Annotated in this window: 14 protein-coding genes; 7 read left to right on the plus strand and 7 right to left on the minus strand. The window is 62.0% G+C overall.

All coding sequences use genetic code 11. From position 1 onward, the window contains the following. Positions 1-67 precede the first annotated feature (67 nt). The 3 genes from AC0L3N_RS09890 (at position 68) to AC0L3N_RS09900 (ending at position 3411) form a co-directional block, all read left to right on the plus strand. Positions 68-1582, plus strand: coding sequence for a YcjX family GTP-binding protein (locus tag AC0L3N_RS09890; RefSeq protein ID WP_473547408.1), 1515 nt, complete (start codon positions 68-70; stop codon positions 1580-1582). Beyond that, on the plus strand, positions 1579-2667 hold the full coding sequence (locus AC0L3N_RS09895; RefSeq protein WP_473547409.1) for a YcjF family protein: 1089 nt from the start codon (positions 1579-1581) through the stop codon (positions 2665-2667). Before AC0L3N_RS09890 ends, AC0L3N_RS09895 begins: the two co-directional genes overlap by 4 nt. A 189-nt stretch (positions 2668-2856) precedes the next feature. Then, positions 2857-3411 carry a hypothetical protein gene (locus AC0L3N_RS09900; RefSeq protein WP_473547411.1) on the plus strand — a complete coding sequence of 185 codons (555 nt, stop codon included), beginning with the start codon at positions 2857-2859 and terminating at the stop codon, positions 3409-3411. A 97-nt stretch (positions 3412-3508) separates the two neighbouring features. Here AC0L3N_RS09900 and AC0L3N_RS09905 read toward each other — a convergent pair whose 3' ends face one another. After that, on the minus strand, positions 3509-3667 hold the full coding sequence (locus tag AC0L3N_RS09905) for a hypothetical protein (protein WP_473547413.1): 159 nt from the start codon (positions 3665-3667) through the stop codon (positions 3509-3511). 216 nt (positions 3668-3883) lie between these two features. On the opposite strand from AC0L3N_RS09905, the gene AC0L3N_RS09910 reads away from it, so the two are divergent. Together AC0L3N_RS09910 and AC0L3N_RS09915 are read left to right on the plus strand one after the other, a co-directional pair. Next, entirely contained in the window at positions 3884-5740 is a 1857-nt protein-coding gene (locus tag AC0L3N_RS09910; RefSeq protein ID WP_473547415.1) for a monovalent cation:proton antiporter-2 (CPA2) family protein, read from the plus strand. Further along, a complete protein-coding gene (locus tag AC0L3N_RS09915; protein ID WP_165848374.1) occupies positions 5737-6285 on the plus strand; it encodes a DUF924 family protein in 549 nt (182 codons plus the stop codon). Before AC0L3N_RS09910 ends, AC0L3N_RS09915 begins: the two co-directional genes overlap by 4 nt. Before the next feature lie 103 nt (positions 6286-6388). Here AC0L3N_RS09915 and folK read toward each other — a convergent pair whose 3' ends face one another. The 3 genes from folK to folP form a co-directional block, all read right to left on the minus strand. Beyond that, positions 6389-6901 (minus strand): 2-amino-4-hydroxy-6-hydroxymethyldihydropteridine diphosphokinase, encoded by a 513-nt coding sequence (gene folK, locus AC0L3N_RS09920; RefSeq protein ID WP_123145776.1) that lies wholly within the window; start codon positions 6899-6901, stop codon positions 6389-6391. Then, positions 6885-7244, minus strand: a complete 360-nt coding sequence (folB, locus tag AC0L3N_RS09925) for a dihydroneopterin aldolase (RefSeq protein WP_123145775.1) — start codon at positions 7242-7244, stop codon at positions 6885-6887. The genes folK and folB overlap by 17 nt, the downstream gene beginning before the upstream one ends. Positions 7245-7351: 107 nt before the next feature. Further along, complete coding sequence (gene folP, locus AC0L3N_RS09930) at positions 7352-8194, minus strand: dihydropteroate synthase (RefSeq protein ID WP_473547417.1); 843 nt, start codon at positions 8192-8194, stop codon at positions 7352-7354. Between the two features lie 84 nt (positions 8195-8278). On the opposite strand from folP, the gene AC0L3N_RS09935 reads away from it, so the two are divergent. Beyond that, entirely contained in the window at positions 8279-8896 is a 618-nt protein-coding gene (locus AC0L3N_RS09935) for a DUF922 domain-containing Zn-dependent protease (RefSeq protein ID WP_473547419.1), read from the plus strand. Positions 8897-8942: 46 nt separating this feature from the next. On the opposite strand, the gene AC0L3N_RS09940 is transcribed toward AC0L3N_RS09935, so the two are convergent. The 3 genes from AC0L3N_RS09940 to AC0L3N_RS09950 form a co-directional block, all read right to left on the minus strand. Next, positions 8943-9971, minus strand: coding sequence for an NAD(P)/FAD-dependent oxidoreductase (locus tag AC0L3N_RS09940; protein ID WP_473547421.1), 1029 nt, complete (start codon positions 9969-9971; stop codon positions 8943-8945). A gap of 207 nt (positions 9972-10178) precedes the next feature. Further along, positions 10179-10499 carry a 2Fe-2S iron-sulfur cluster-binding protein gene (locus AC0L3N_RS09945; protein ID WP_023762917.1) on the minus strand — a complete coding sequence of 107 codons (321 nt, stop codon included), beginning with the start codon at positions 10497-10499 and terminating at the stop codon, positions 10179-10181. Positions 10500-10599: 100 nt separating this feature from the next. Continuing rightward, a complete protein-coding gene (locus tag AC0L3N_RS09950; RefSeq protein WP_473547423.1) occupies positions 10600-10968 on the minus strand; it encodes an Hpt domain-containing protein in 369 nt (122 codons plus the stop codon). A gap of 271 nt (positions 10969-11239) precedes the next feature. Here AC0L3N_RS09950 and AC0L3N_RS09955 point away from each other — a divergent pair. Further along, a partial coding sequence (locus AC0L3N_RS09955; protein WP_473547425.1) for a coiled-coil domain-containing protein occupies positions 11240-14239 on the plus strand: 3000 nt, incomplete at its 3' end.

Consider the following 14239-nt stretch of genomic DNA (forward strand, 5'->3'; position numbering starts at 1 on the left):
TTTCGGATTCGCCACACTAGGCGGCAGCGTCTATATCGGGTCGTACCGAAGCCCCGAGAGACGCATTTTGGCATCATCGCTGACCACTTTCACCGACGAGGCGAAGATTGCCCTGGATACGCTGTCGGGGCGCGCTACCGGGCTTTTTTCGCCATCGCTGCGGCTGGGTGTCACTGGCCTTTCCCGCGCAGGCAAGACAGTGTTCATCTCAGCCTTTGTCCACAATCTGATCCATGGCGGGCGCATGCCGCTGTTCGCGGCGCAGAAATCGGGACGCATCGCCCGTGCCTTCCTCGAAGAGCAACCGGATGACGCCGTACCGCGATTCCAGTACGAGGATCACGTAGCGGCCCTGGTCAACGACCGCCTCTGGCCAGATTCGACACGGGCCATTTCCGAACTGAGGCTCACCATCGAATATGAATCGGCCTCCGGCTGGAGCCGCATGTTTTCATCAGGCAGATTGTCGGTCGATATCGTCGACTATCCCGGCGAATGGCTGCTCGACCTGCCGCTGCTCGGCAAATCCTACGCTGATTTCTCACGCGAAGCCTTCGAGATGGCCGTGCTGCCGGTGCGCGCCGACCTTTCGCAGGAATGGCGCGCGCTCTCTGCCGCAGTCGACCCGAATGCGGACGCCGACGAGATGACGGCGCGCCGCCTCGCCGAGAGCTTCGCCGCTTATCTCAAGGCATGCAAGCTCGACGAGCGGGCGCTTTCAACCCTGCCACCCGGCCGTTTCCTGATGCCCGGCGATCTTGAGGGCTCGCCGGCGCTGACCTTCGCGCCGTTGCCGGGCCTGAGTGAGCGGCGGGCGCGTTCCGGGTCGCTTCAGGCGATGATGGCGCGGCGCTATGAGGCCTACAAGACATATGTCGTAAAGCCGTTCTTTCGGGAGCACATCACGCGCCTCGACCGTCAGATCGTGGTGATAGACGCCCTGCAGGCCTTGAACGCAGGCCCCGGCGCCATGGCCGATCTCGAACGTGCTGTGACCGAAATCCTCGCCTGTTTCCGCCCCGGCCGCGGCAATTTCCTGACCGACTTTTTTTCAAGGCGCATCGACCGCATATTGGTGGCGGCGACGAAGGCGGACCATCTGCACCACGAAAGCCACGACCGGCTGCAGGCGATCGTGCGGCGGCTCGCCGACCGTGCCGTGGCGCGGGCGAATTTCACCGGCGCCGATGTCGACGTGGTTGCCCTGGCGGCGGTCCGCGCGACCCGGGAAGGCACGGTCAAGCAAGGCCGTGAGACGTTGCCGGTCATCATTGGCACACCGTTGAAAGATGAAAAGATCAACGGCGAAACATTTGACGGAAAAACCGAAACAGCCATATTTCCCGGTGATTTACCGGAGAAAATTGATGCAGTGTTCGATGTCTCTGGGCCAGACCATCGGCAGAGCCCAGACCATCGGCAAAGCCCAGACCATCGACAAAGTAATGATGACCCGGCAATCCGCTTCGTGCGCTTTCGCCCGCCAAAGCTCGAACGCACGGCTGAAGGCGTCACGCTGTCGCTGCCGCATATCAGGCTCGACCGCGCCCTGCAGTTCCTGATCGGAGATCGTCTGGCATGACCGCGCCCCGCAAGCCGGCGGCTTTTCGCATCGAGCCGGAAGCCGCGCCAAAAGAACGGGCAGCCTTGCGGCAGCCCGACGCTCCATCGGCCAGAAAGCCACGCGCCGCGAAGGCTGATCTTGCCGTCGTCACTCCAGCGGAAATCGACGTTTTCGACGAGCCGGATATTATCGCCGCCGAACCGCCGCCTGCCACCGCGCCGCGTAAGCGTTCGATATCAGGTGGCTTGTTGTTCGGCGCATTGGCCGTTCTGGTTTCGCTGGCCCTCGGCCTTTGGACCGATCAGCTGATTCGCGATCTGTTCGCACGTGCCGAATGGCTGGGCTGGCTTGCCGCCGGGATGGCCGTGATCGCGGTGCTGGCGCTTCTGGTCATCCTCGTCCGCGAATTCCTGGCGATCGCCCGCCTCGCCGAGGTCGAAAAGCTACAGAAGCGGGCACTCGACGCCATTGCCCGCGACGATCCGAAGGCCGCTCGCGCCGTGGTCGACGAACTCTCGGCCTTTGTCGCGGCCAAACCCGAAACCGCGGCCGGCAGACGTGCGTTGGCAGACTTGCGCGACGAGATCATCGACGGTGGCAATCTGGTGCGCCTGGCCGAGACCGAAATCCTCGGCCCCCTCGATGCGCGCGCCAAGGTGATGATCCTCGAAGCGGCAAAGCGTGTGTCGCTGGTGACGGCGGTCAGCCCTCGCGCTCTGGTCGACGTCGCCTATGTCGTGTTCGAAGCGGGCCGGCTGATTCGCCGGCTGTCGGAACTTTATGGCGGCCGGCCGGGCACGCTGGGGTTCTTCCGGCTGGCGCGCAGCGTTCTCGCTCATCTGGCGGTGACCGGCTCGATTGCCGTCGGCGACAGTTTCGTTCAGCAGATCGTCGGCCATGGCCTCGCTGCTCGGCTCTCGGCCAAGCTTGGCGAAGGTGTCGTCAACGGCATGATGACGGCGCGCATCGGCATTGCTGCGATGGAGACCGCAAGGCCCCTGCCCTTCAGCGCCACGAGACGGCCCGGCATGGGTGATTTCCTGTCCGCGCTGACATCGTTTGCAACGAAAAAGCAGAAGGAGACATCCACTTCCGACACGTGACAACCGTCTCCAGCACCGCACGTCCTGGTAAGCGCACCAAGGACGGTGGAGCACTTTGATTTCGCGCATGATCCCAGCGCAAATCGCTTCCGGTTTTCGGGCCATGCGCTAGCGGTGACGAAGCATTAACCAATCTTGTTCATGGTCGGACGGGTTCCAAACCAGTCTCTTTGTTGCCGGGTGTCGTCGATGAAAAGCGTGATCTTGTCTAGCGTCCTGCCGATGGCGGTCGTGGTTTCAACAACTGCCGGCATGGCCGAAAAGACCTTTGCAGCAGAACGGGACAAGAAGTTCTTTCAATCGGTGGAAGGCGAATGGGTCGGCCCAGGGGAAATCGTCGCCGGCAAATACAAGGGCACGAAATTCACCTGCAATTTCACCGGTTCGACACCAGACGGCAAGATCGGCATGTCGCTCGACGGCGGCTGCCGGGTCGGCATGTTCACCCAGCAGATGTCGGCGACGATCCAGCACAAAGGCCGCGAGGGCTACAAGGGCAGCTTCATGGGCGGTGCTGCCGGTTCCGGCCTCGACATTATCGGCGGCAACGTGGTCAGCGCCAACAAGGTCGTCTTCACCATCAACCGCAACCAGTTGCGCGGCGTGATGCAGGCTCTTGTCCCCAACGACAATTCGATGACGGTGACGGTTGCGGTGCGCGTCGACCAGCAATTGGTGCCGGTCATTGGCATGAAGCTGAAGCGCGTCGATACGGTCGAAGTCGGCTCCATCGCGCCGAACTGAGCGGCCATTGCGCGACCGATAGGACGTGCAGCGCTCTACTCTAGTTGCAAAAAGCGGCAGCCACGGCCACCGCTTTTTCCAAAACTCTGATCGATGCTCAGCCCTTGATGGCGGTGATCAACTCGTCATAGGCCTTGCAGGCCTCGTCCGCCGTTGTCGTGCGCTGATACTTGGTTGTGACCGCCTGGACCTTGGCGGTGAGGTCGGCTGCCTTGGCCGGATCCTTGGTAACCGCCTCCTGAGGGGCTGCGGTCATGTCCTGAACCTTCTTGGTCAGCATTTCGGTCGTGCAGTCAGGCGCCCGATTGCTGCAACATTCAACGCAGCGGGTGCATAAAGCTGTGGAGCGCGCCTGCAACACTGCTGCACCAGTTTCCGGATTCGGACTGTTCGATTTCAGCCGAAGCCCCTATCTTGGGCGCTCGATGCCGCAGCACGTGCGGCGGTCCCTAGAGAGAACGGAACGGCAGGCATGGCGGCAGAAGCAGCGGGCAGCGATCTGATCCACGTGGTGGCGCTGCTCGCCGCAGGTGTTGTCGCCGTACCGATCTTCAAGCGCGTGGGGCTTGGCTCCATTCTCGGCTATCTGGCGGCCGGCGTGGTCATCGGCCCGTTCGGCATCGGCATCTTTTCCGAATCGGAAGCGATTCTTCACGTCGCCGAGCTCGGCGTCGTCATGTTCCTGTTCATCATCGGGCTGGAGATGCAACCGTCGCGGCTGTGGGGACTCAGGCGAGAGATCTTTGGCCTTGGGGCATTGCAGGTCGGCGTGTGCGCGCTGTTGCTGACCGGCGTCGGACTGGCGGGAGGTTTTCCGGTCTCGCAATCCTTCGTCGCCGGCGCCGGCTTCGTGCTGACCTCGACGGCGATCGTCATGCAGCTTCTGGAGGAGCGCGGTGAGATCGCCGCGCCCAAAGGCCAGCGCATTGTCTCCATCCTGCTGCTCGAGGACCTGGCGATCGTGCCGCTGCTGGCCCTGATCGCCTTCCTGGCGCCGGGCGGCGCCGATATGAGCTTGACGCAGCGGCTGACGGAGGTGGGCATCGGCCTTGCCGCCATCGTCGGGCTGGTGCTGGCCGGGCGCTATCTGCTCAATCCGTTCTTTCGCATCCTGGCGGACGCCCGCGCCCGCGAAGTGATGACCGCAGCCGCCCTTCTGGTCGTTCTGGGGTCGGCGCTTGCCATGCAGCTCAGCGGCCTGTCGATGGCGATGGGCGCTTTTCTGGCCGGCGTGCTGTTGTCGGAATCCACCTTTCGCCATCAGCTGGAGGCCGATGTCGAACCATTCCGCGGTGTGCTGCTCGGGTTGTTCTTCCTCGCTGTCGGCATGTCGCTCGACCTGCATGTGGTCATCGAGAACTGGCGGATTGTCGTCATCTACGTCGTCAACTACATGGTGATAAAGGCGATCTGCATCTACCTCGTCGCCCGCATCCTCAAGACCGGTCACCGGGAAGCGTTCGAGCGTGCCGTCTTCATGGCGCAAGGCGGCGAATTCGCCTTCGTTCTCTATTCCGCCGCCGCGGCGGTCGGCATCATCGACAGCCAGGCTAATGCGACCCTGACGGCGATCGTCATCATCTCCATGGTGCTGACACCGCTGGCTATTCTGGCATTGCGGTATCTGACGCCGCGCGACGAGCAGTCGCTCGAAGGCGTCGACATCGCCGATGGCCTTACCGGCAGCGTGCTGATCATCGGCTTCGGCCGCTTCGGCCAGATCGCCAGCCAGCCGCTGCTGTTGCGCGGGATCGATGTGTCGATCATCGACAATGAGGTCGAGATGATCCAGGCGGCGGCCGATTTCGGTTTCAAGGTCTATTATGGCGACGGCACGCGGCTGGACATTCTGCGTGCCGCAGGCGCAGGCCGCGCGCGCGCCGTGTTGATCTGCGTCGACAAACCCGATGTCGCCATCCGCATCGCAAAGCTCATCAAGGCGGAGTTTCCCCTGCTGACCGTGCTGGCACGCGCTTTCGACCGCGGAACCGCACTCCAGTTGATAGGTGCCGACGTCGATTTCCAGATTCGCGAAACCTTCGAATCAGCGCTTGTCTTCGGCGGCTCCACGCTGGAAGCGCTGGGCGTCGACCCGGAGGAAGTCGCCGAGGTGATCGAGGACGTCCGCCACCGCGATGCCGCCCGCTTCGAGCTGCAGCTCGCCGAAGGCGTTCGCGCCGGAGCGCGCTTCCTCAAGGGCAATATCGGCACGCCGATTCCGACACCGCTCAGCCAGCCACGCCACGCCGGTCAGGCGCTCAATGAAGAAACCGCCGGCGTTCTGCATAAATCCGAGCCTGCGGATTTAACACCTGGAGCAAACAGATGATCGAACTGGACGAGCGCTCGCTCTCCGTCACCAAATTCTGGCGTGACGCTGGAGAGGATGCATGGTTCGAGAAGAATGATGCCTTCGACGCCGAGTTCCGCAACCGGTTTCTCGACCTGCACTACGCTGCCGCGCGGCGTGAATGCGACGACTGGTCGGAGCATGCCGAAGGCTCACTGGCGCTGATGATCCTGCTCGACCAGTTCCCGCGAAACTGCTTTCGCGGCACCGGCCATATGTATGCGACCGACCCGCTGGCAAGGCATTTTGCCGAAAAGGCGATCGCCGCCGGCCAGGATCTGGCGCTCGACGAAGAGCTGCGCGTCTTCCTCTATCTGCCTTATGAGCATTCGGAGCATCTCGCCGACCAGCTCAAATCAGTGGACCTCACTACCGCCAAAGCCCAATCCTATCTGAAGTATGCGGTCGAGCACCTGGAGATCATTCAGCGCTTCGGCCGCTTTCCGCATCGAAACAGGATGCTTGGCCGCGAGACGACGCCGGAGGAACAGGTGTTCCTCGACGGCGGCGGATTTTCCGGCTGAGCTCAGTGCATCGGAGCGAAAGGTGCGAAGCGGCTTTCGGTTAAATCCAATGCGTAAACAAAGAGATAGAGCAGCGCAGCGGTTCCATTTGAAAACACGCCGTTTAGGTCAGCCACCAATCCCGGCCGGACGGCAGTCGCTCGATGCCGGCGCTGTCGAGAGCGGCAAGCCGCTCCGCCACGCTTCTGCCGTCGACGGTGAGGTCAGCTGCGATCTCGGCCAGCGGCGCCAGAACGAAAGCGCGCTCCAGCATACGCGGATGTGGCACTTCCAGCCCGGTTTCGTGGATGATCCGATCACCGAACACCAGAATGTCGATGTCGATCAGGCGTGGACCCCAGCGCTCCTCGCGCACCCGCTTCAGCCTGCACTCTACATCGAGGCAGAGATCGAGCAAAGCATGTGGTGCGAGCACAGTCGAAATTTCGGCAGCCGCATTGAGAAAATCCGGCTGGTCGAGCTTGCCCCAGGGTGGTGTGCGGTAAAGCGAGGAGACCACAACCACGCGCGTGTTCTCGTCGGCGTCCAGCATGCGCAGCGCCGCGCCCATCGACCTTGCCGGGTCGCCGAGATTGCCGCCAAGGCTGAGGTAGACTGTGTTATTCGGGCCAGACAACGGTCACCTCGACATGATCGAGCACACCGGGCACCGGAGCGTTCGGCTTGCGCACGGTAATCTCGGCCTTTTTGATCTGGGGAAACCGGGCCGTCAGCGCCCGGGCCACCTCCAGCGCCAGCGCTTCTATCAGAAAACGCCTCTCCCCGGTTATGATCTTTTCGATCACCCCGAAGGCGACACCATAGTGGACGGTATCTTCGATGGAATCGTCGACCAGCGCGCGGCCGGGTTCGACGGTGAGCGCGGCGTCGACATAGAAGCGCTGGCCGAGCGTCTCCTCCTCATCCAGCACGCCGTGCCGGGCGAAGAAAGCGCAGTTCTTCATGCGTATGACATACATCGCTCAGCGTCCCGCTCGATTAGAGCGAGGTCCAGTTGGACGCACAAACTACGCTCTAACGCTTAAAATCTACGCATCCTGCCGGAAATCGATTTTGATTTTCGAGCCTATGCGGTGGTTTCACGCGCCAGCATAGCATCGGCGAGCGCCAGCGCATCCACATTGATTGCGACATCGTGGACGCGAAAAAGCTGCGCGCCCTTGAGCCTCAGTATGACGCTCGTCGCCGCTGTTCCGGCGCCCCTGGCCGAGGCGTCGCGGCCGGTGACGGCGCCGATGAAGCGCTTTCGCGACGTACCGGCCATCAGCGGAAAGCCCAAGGCATCGAGTTCGGAAAACCGTGCCATCAGGTCGAGATTTTCCTCCGCTGTTTCCTTGGCGAAGCCAAAGCCCGGATCGAGCACGATTTGGTCGTCGGCAACGCCGTTTCGCCGGGCGATTTCCAGTGACTTCCTGAGGAAGGAAAACTGATCCTCGATCACGTCGGGCAGTTTTTGCCTGTCACGTCCGGTGTGCATGATGACCAGCCCGGCGCCGGTCTCGGCAGCGACGCGCGCGACGCCCGGTTCGCGCTGCAGGCCCCAGACATCGTTGACGATATGGGCGCCGGCAGCGACGGCAAGCCGGGCGGTGTCCTCGCGATAGGTGTCGACCGAAATCAGCGCCTTGCCAAGCCTGGCGAGCGCCTCGATGACAGGCAGCACGCGGGCCTGCTCTTCCTCGACGGCTACCGGAGATGCGCCGGGGCGTGTCGATTCTCCACCGACGTCAATGACGGAGGCACCCTCTTGCACCATCCGGCGGGCCTGGGCCGTCGCCTGTTCGGGCGCAACGAACAGTCCCCCGTCGGAAAAACTGTCCGGCGTGACATTGAGGATACCGACGATCACCGCCTTGCCGCCAAGGTCGAGATGACGCCCATGCGCCAGTTGCCATCGCCGTGTCGTCATTGTCCATCAACCATGTGTGATCCGCCAAAGATCAATTCCGTTGCGCCGGCAGCGGCCGTAGCGCATGGTAGGCAAAGAGGCAACATGATGAAACGATCACTGCTTTGCGCCCTGATGCTCGCCTTTTCTGCCTTGCCGGCGGGCACGGCGAGTTTGGTAAAGACATATACCTACTTCAGCATCGGCGGCAGAACGCTCGATGATATCGGATCCCAGCTTACGAAACTTGGACCTCAGGTGAAAAGTACCGGGATGCGGCATCCAGGCGCCACGCAGATGGCGTTCACCACCCGCGTCAGCTATGCGGAAAAATCGAATTCCTGCGCGATTGCTGACGCCGACGTCACTCTCAAAGTCAAGGTGATCCTTCCCGAGTGGCGCCGCTCGCGCAAGGCTGATGCGGGCGTAAGGCTGTTTTGGGATACATTGTCCGCCGACATCAAGCGCCATGAGGACCGCCATGTCGAGATCGCCAAGAACCATGCCCGCGACCTCGAGGATGCGCTGAAGGCGACCTATCCGCAGAAGACTTGCCAGGAGGCCAAGGCCAAGGCCGCGGAAGTCGCCGCCGCTATTCTTGCCAAGCACGACCAGGCCCAGATGCAATTCGATCGCGTCGAGACAATCAATTTCGAAAGCCGTATCCTGCGGCTGCTGCGCTATCGCATGGAGCGCATCGAGAACGGCCGGCTGCCGGGTTAGCTCAGGCCAGATGATAAGATCGATTCTCGTGGAGTAAGAGTGGGCGTCAGCCGGCGACGCCGAGCTTCTTCTGTAAGCTGGTCGACGACGTCGTATACTGGAATACGATGCGCTCGCCGGGGCTGACGATGCGCTTGGCTGCCTGCGCCATCAGGGCGACCTCATGGAAGCCCGACAGGATCAGCTTCAGCTTGCCGGGGTACCAGTTGATGTCGCCGACGGCGAAGATGCCCGGTACCGACGTCTGGAATTTCTCGGTGTCGACCGGGATCATGTTCTCATGAAGATTGAGCCCCCACTCGGCGATCGGTCCGAGCTTCATGGTCAGGCCGAAGAACGGCAGCATCCGCGTGCACGGCACCTCGATATCGCCGCCGGGGCCTTTGATGGTCGCGGAGGAAAGCTGGCCGTCGGCGCCGGACAATCTCGTCACCTGCCCGACCTGGAAATCCAGTTCCTTCATCTCCTGCATGGCGTACATCTTGTTGACGCTGTCGGGCGCCGCGCGAAACTCCGGCCGGCGGTGGACCAGCGTCACGCTCTTGGCCACAGGCTGCAGGTTCAGCGTCCAGTCGAGCGCCGAATCGCCGCCACCGACGATGATGAGGTCGTGGCCGCGAAATTCCTCCATCCGGCGAACCGAGTAGAAGACGCTCTTGCCCTCATAAAGCTCGATGCCCGGGATCGGCGGCCGCTTCGGCTGGAACGAGCCGCCGCCGGCGGCGATAACCACAACCTTGGCTTCAAACACCTCGTTCTCGTCGGTGATCACGCGAAAGCTGCCGTCCTCGAGCTTTTCGAGGCTTGAGACCATGCGGTTGAAGGTGAAGTCGGGCTTGAACGGCGCGATCTGCTCAAGCAGCCTGTCGACCAGGCCCTGCGCCGAAATCGATGGCCAGCCGGGAATGTCGTAGATCGGCTTTTCCGGATAGAGTTCGGCGCATTGCCCGCCGGGCCGATCGAGTATGTCGATCAGATGGCATTTCATGTCGAAGAGGCCGAGTTCGAATACGGCGAACAGGCCGACAGGCCCCGCCCCGACAATCAATACGTCCGTCCTGGTGATATCGGTCATGAATGCGCCTTCGATGCGCACGACCGCAAAAATCGAAATCGATTTTCGCTGGGGATCATGCGCCAAATCACGGTGCTACAGCGTCCTTTGCGCGTCCGAGAGAACGCGCGGCGCTGTAGAGAACGGCGCGACACTGCATGACCATTGGCCCTCTGCCAAGCCGGAGCCGGAAAAATCGGCTATATCTAGCGCTTCAGCCTTCACGCTTCAGCCTTGGCGGGCGGGCACGCGTACAACCAGGCCGTCGAGAGCGTCGCGCACCTTGATCTGGCAGGAGAGCCGTGAGTTCGGCTGGACGTCGTAGGCGAAGTCCAGCATGTCCTCTTCCATCGCTTCCGGCTCGCCGACTTCCGCCGTCCATGCCTCGTCGACATAGACGTGGCAGGTCGCGCAGGCGCAGGCGCCACCACATTCGGCCTCGATCCCCGGCACAGCGTTGCGGATCGCGTTCTCCATGACGGTCGAGCCGTTTTCGGCATCCACGTCAAATTGTGTGCCGTCATGGGCGATGAAGGTCAGCTTGGTCATTTGTCACCTGAAGGGAGTCCCAGCCGAGATAATCACTCCGGCAGACAAGTCAACTGCCGCGCGAAAGCGGCGCTATATGCCGTTTTTTTCGGAAATCGGTTTAACGGCTGATGGCGGCGACGAAATCGCGGACTTCTTCGATCAGGGCGCCAAGCCGCTTGAGGATATTGGTATCTTCAGGTTGAAGTTCGATCGCGCTGGCGCAATCGGCAATAGCGAAAGCGCCGACGCCGCGCGCCGAACCTTTCAGCCCGTGCGCCAGAAGCAGTCTTTGCCCCACATCGGCGTCGACGATCCTGTCGCGAACCGACAGCGCCTGCTGTACGAACAGCGCCAGCACCTCCTGCTCGAGGCTGCGGTCGCCCATCGTCTGGCGCGCCAGATGCGCCAGGTCCACCGGCCGCGACCCGGCCGTTCCCGACACGTCGCCGCCGGGCATCGAGAAGGCAATGCCGTTTTCGCCACGCATGAATCTGCAACTCCGTTCTTCCAGCCGCAAAAAATAGGCCCATCCTGTGGACGACGGGTTAATGATTGGCCCGGAAAAATGTTGCGATAACGGCGCCGGAATCACAGTTCTGTTAACCTTATATTTAAAGTTTTACGTATCGCGCCGAATGCATGTTTTCTTTACCCCGGTGTGTCATTACGATACGACAGGTCCATTTTCAGCCTCTTGCGTGGGACACGACAAGCAGAATCAATAAGTCCCGCGGCAGCTTGTACAGGGTAGCGAAGGCATGGCGAAGAAAACATCGACGACAAGAACGCTCGACAACGACGTAGCCAGGGAACTCGAAAAAGCACTTGATATCGATCTGAGCGGCGATGCCGGCGGCGACCTCGACATCGCAGCGTCGATGGAAGATCTGGAAGCGCAGATATCGCAGGCTGCCGACGAGTTGGCCCGCGAAGGCCGTAACCAGAATGCCGAGCCTGTCGCCGACCAGAGCCAGAATGCCGAGCCTATCGCCGACCAGGGACAGAATGCCGAGCCCGCCAACTGGAGCCTACAGACGGAGCCTGCCAACCAGGACCAGAAAGCAAAGCCCGCGGCAATGGCCAAGCCGGCTGAACTGCGCTCTTTGGAAACGCGCAATGGCCAGCCGGCCGGTTTCACGCCAGCCAATGACCCGCGTCAAAAAGACTACAAAACGCTGCTGCACACCCTCAATCGGCGTGCCTCGAACACGATCTACTGGATCGTGGCGCTCGTTTCGCTTGCCTGGATCGCGGGCGCCGGTGCATTGGCCAACCTGCTGTTTGGACCAGGCATCTGGCAAATCCGCACGCCCGGCCAGTTCTTCGCCCGTCCCGAACTGATCGGCCTGGCGATCGCTGCGATCCTGCCCGTCCTCCTGTTCTGGGCGTTTGCAGCCATGATCCGCCGCGCGCAGGAAATGCGCATCGCGGCTCAGTCGATGACGGAAGTGGCCTTCCGCCTGACCGAGCCGGAAAATATTGCCCAGGATCGCGTCATGATGATCGGGCAAGCCGTCCGCCGCGAGGTGGCGGCCATGGGCGAAGGCATCGAGCGCACGCTTGCGCGTGCCGTCGAGCTCGAAACCCTGGTCCACAGCGAGGTGAACCAGATCGAACGCTCCTACTCGGAGAATGAATCGCGCATCCGCTCGCTTGTCGACGGGCTGGGCAGCGAGCGCGAAGCGGTGGTCACTCACGCCGAACGCGTGCGCGCCTCGATCACCGGCGCGCATGAGACGCTGAAGGACGAAATCGGGGCTGCCAGCGACATCATTCGCGACAGCATTCTCAACGCCTCGACCAACCTGTCGATGACCATCACCAATTCCGGCGACACGCTGATCGACAGGATCAACCAAAGCTCGTTGTCGATCTTCGATTCGGTGGAAGGCCGGCTCGAGTCGATCACGGACCGGCTGTCGACCTCCGGCGAAGCCTTCGCCAGCCTTCTCGATACACGCATCGCCAAGCTGACGGACACGACCGACGGCCTCACCCGATCGCTGACCGATCTGCTCGACGATCGGACCTCCGGCATGGTATCGTTGCTCGGCGGCGCCGCGCGCACGCTCAACTCCGAATTTGAAGCCAGCCTTGACGGCATCGAGCGGACGCTGGCCGAACGCGGCCAGGCGCTGATCAGTGAATTCCAGACCCGCGCCGAAGCGCTCGACACCGGCACCCAGAAGCTCAACGCCGCGCTCGAGGCCCGCGCACGCCAGATCAACGAGACGCTGGTCGAGCGCGCGCGCGAAATCGCCCATACCTTCCAGGAGAGCAAGGAGACGCTGTCGGCGATGATCGATCAGGGCAAGACCCAGATCGGCGCCGACATGGCCGATATTGTCTCGTCGACTTCGTCCATGCTCGAAGCACGCGCAGGCGATTTCGCCGGGCGCATGGAAGCGGCCCGTCATGTGGTGTCGCGCTCCTTCGACGCCGACATCCAGCGGCTTGCCGATGCCCGCGTCGGCATCGAAGAAGCCGTCGAGAACCACAGCCGCAAGCTTTCCGAAAGCCGCGAACGCATGGCGGCGGCAATGCAGGCCGATCTTGCGAAATTCGCCGAAAGCCGCGCCGGCATCGACGCGGCCGTCACCGACCAGGTGCAGAAGCTTGCCGAAGGCCGCAACCTGATCTCGCGCGCCCTCGAAGAGGATCTGCGCAAGGTCAACGAGTCAAGCGCCGCCATCGATGCTTCGCTCGGCAGCCATCTCGAAAGGCTCGAAGAGGGCCGCAACAGGCTTTCACAAGCATTGAACGAAGACTCCGGAAAACTTGTACAAGCACGTACGATCATTGACGAAATGGTTGCCGGCCATGTTGGCAAGCTCGCCGAAGGCCGCAGCATTCTTTCACGCGCCCTCGAGGCCGATCTCGGCAAGCTGGCCGACAGTCGCGCCAGCATCGACGGACTGGTCGCCGGTCAGGTCGAGAAGATCGCCGAAGGTCGCGCCATACTCGCCAAGGCGTTGGAGACCGACATTGTCGGCATCAAAGATCTCATCGAGAGCCATTCCGCCAAACTGGCGGAAGACCGCAGCCTGCTTTCGCGCTCGCTTGAAGGCGACCTGTCCGGCATCCGAGGCCTGATCGAGGACCATTCGGGCAGGCTCGCCGACGATCGCAGCCTGCTTTCGCAGACGCTCGAGGCAGACCTCGCCAAATTGGCGGAAAGCCGGTCGAGCATCGACGGGCTGGTCGCAGGCCAGGTCGAGAAGTTGGCCGAAGGCCGCGACATCCTCAAGCGCGCGCTGGAATCCGATCTCAGCACGATCAAGGAGGTCATATCAGGCCAGTCCGAAAAGCTGGCGGAAGACCGTGGTCAGCTCTCGAAGGCGTTGGAAACCGACCTGCAGAGCGTGAATGGGCTTATCTCCGATCACATGAACAGGCTCGCCGAGGACCGTTCAATCCTGTCGAAGGCGCTCGAAGACGACCTCGCCAAACTGGCTGAAAGCCGGTCGAGCATCGATGGTCTGGTTACCGGCCAGGTCGAGAAGCTGGCAGAGGGCCGCGACATCCTCAAGCGCGCGCTGGAATCCGATCTCAATACGATCAATGACGTCATAGCAGGCCAGTCCGAAAAGCTGGCGGAAGACCGCTCGACCCTGTCCAAGGCGCTTGAGGACGACCTCGCCAAGCTGGCGGAAAGCCGGTCGAGCATCGATGGTCTGGTTACCGGCCAGGTCGAGAAGCTGGCCGAAGGCCGCGACATCCTCAGACGTGCGCTGGAAGCAGACCTCAATACCATCAAG

This window comes from Mesorhizobium sp. WSM4807 (assembly GCF_055811615.1).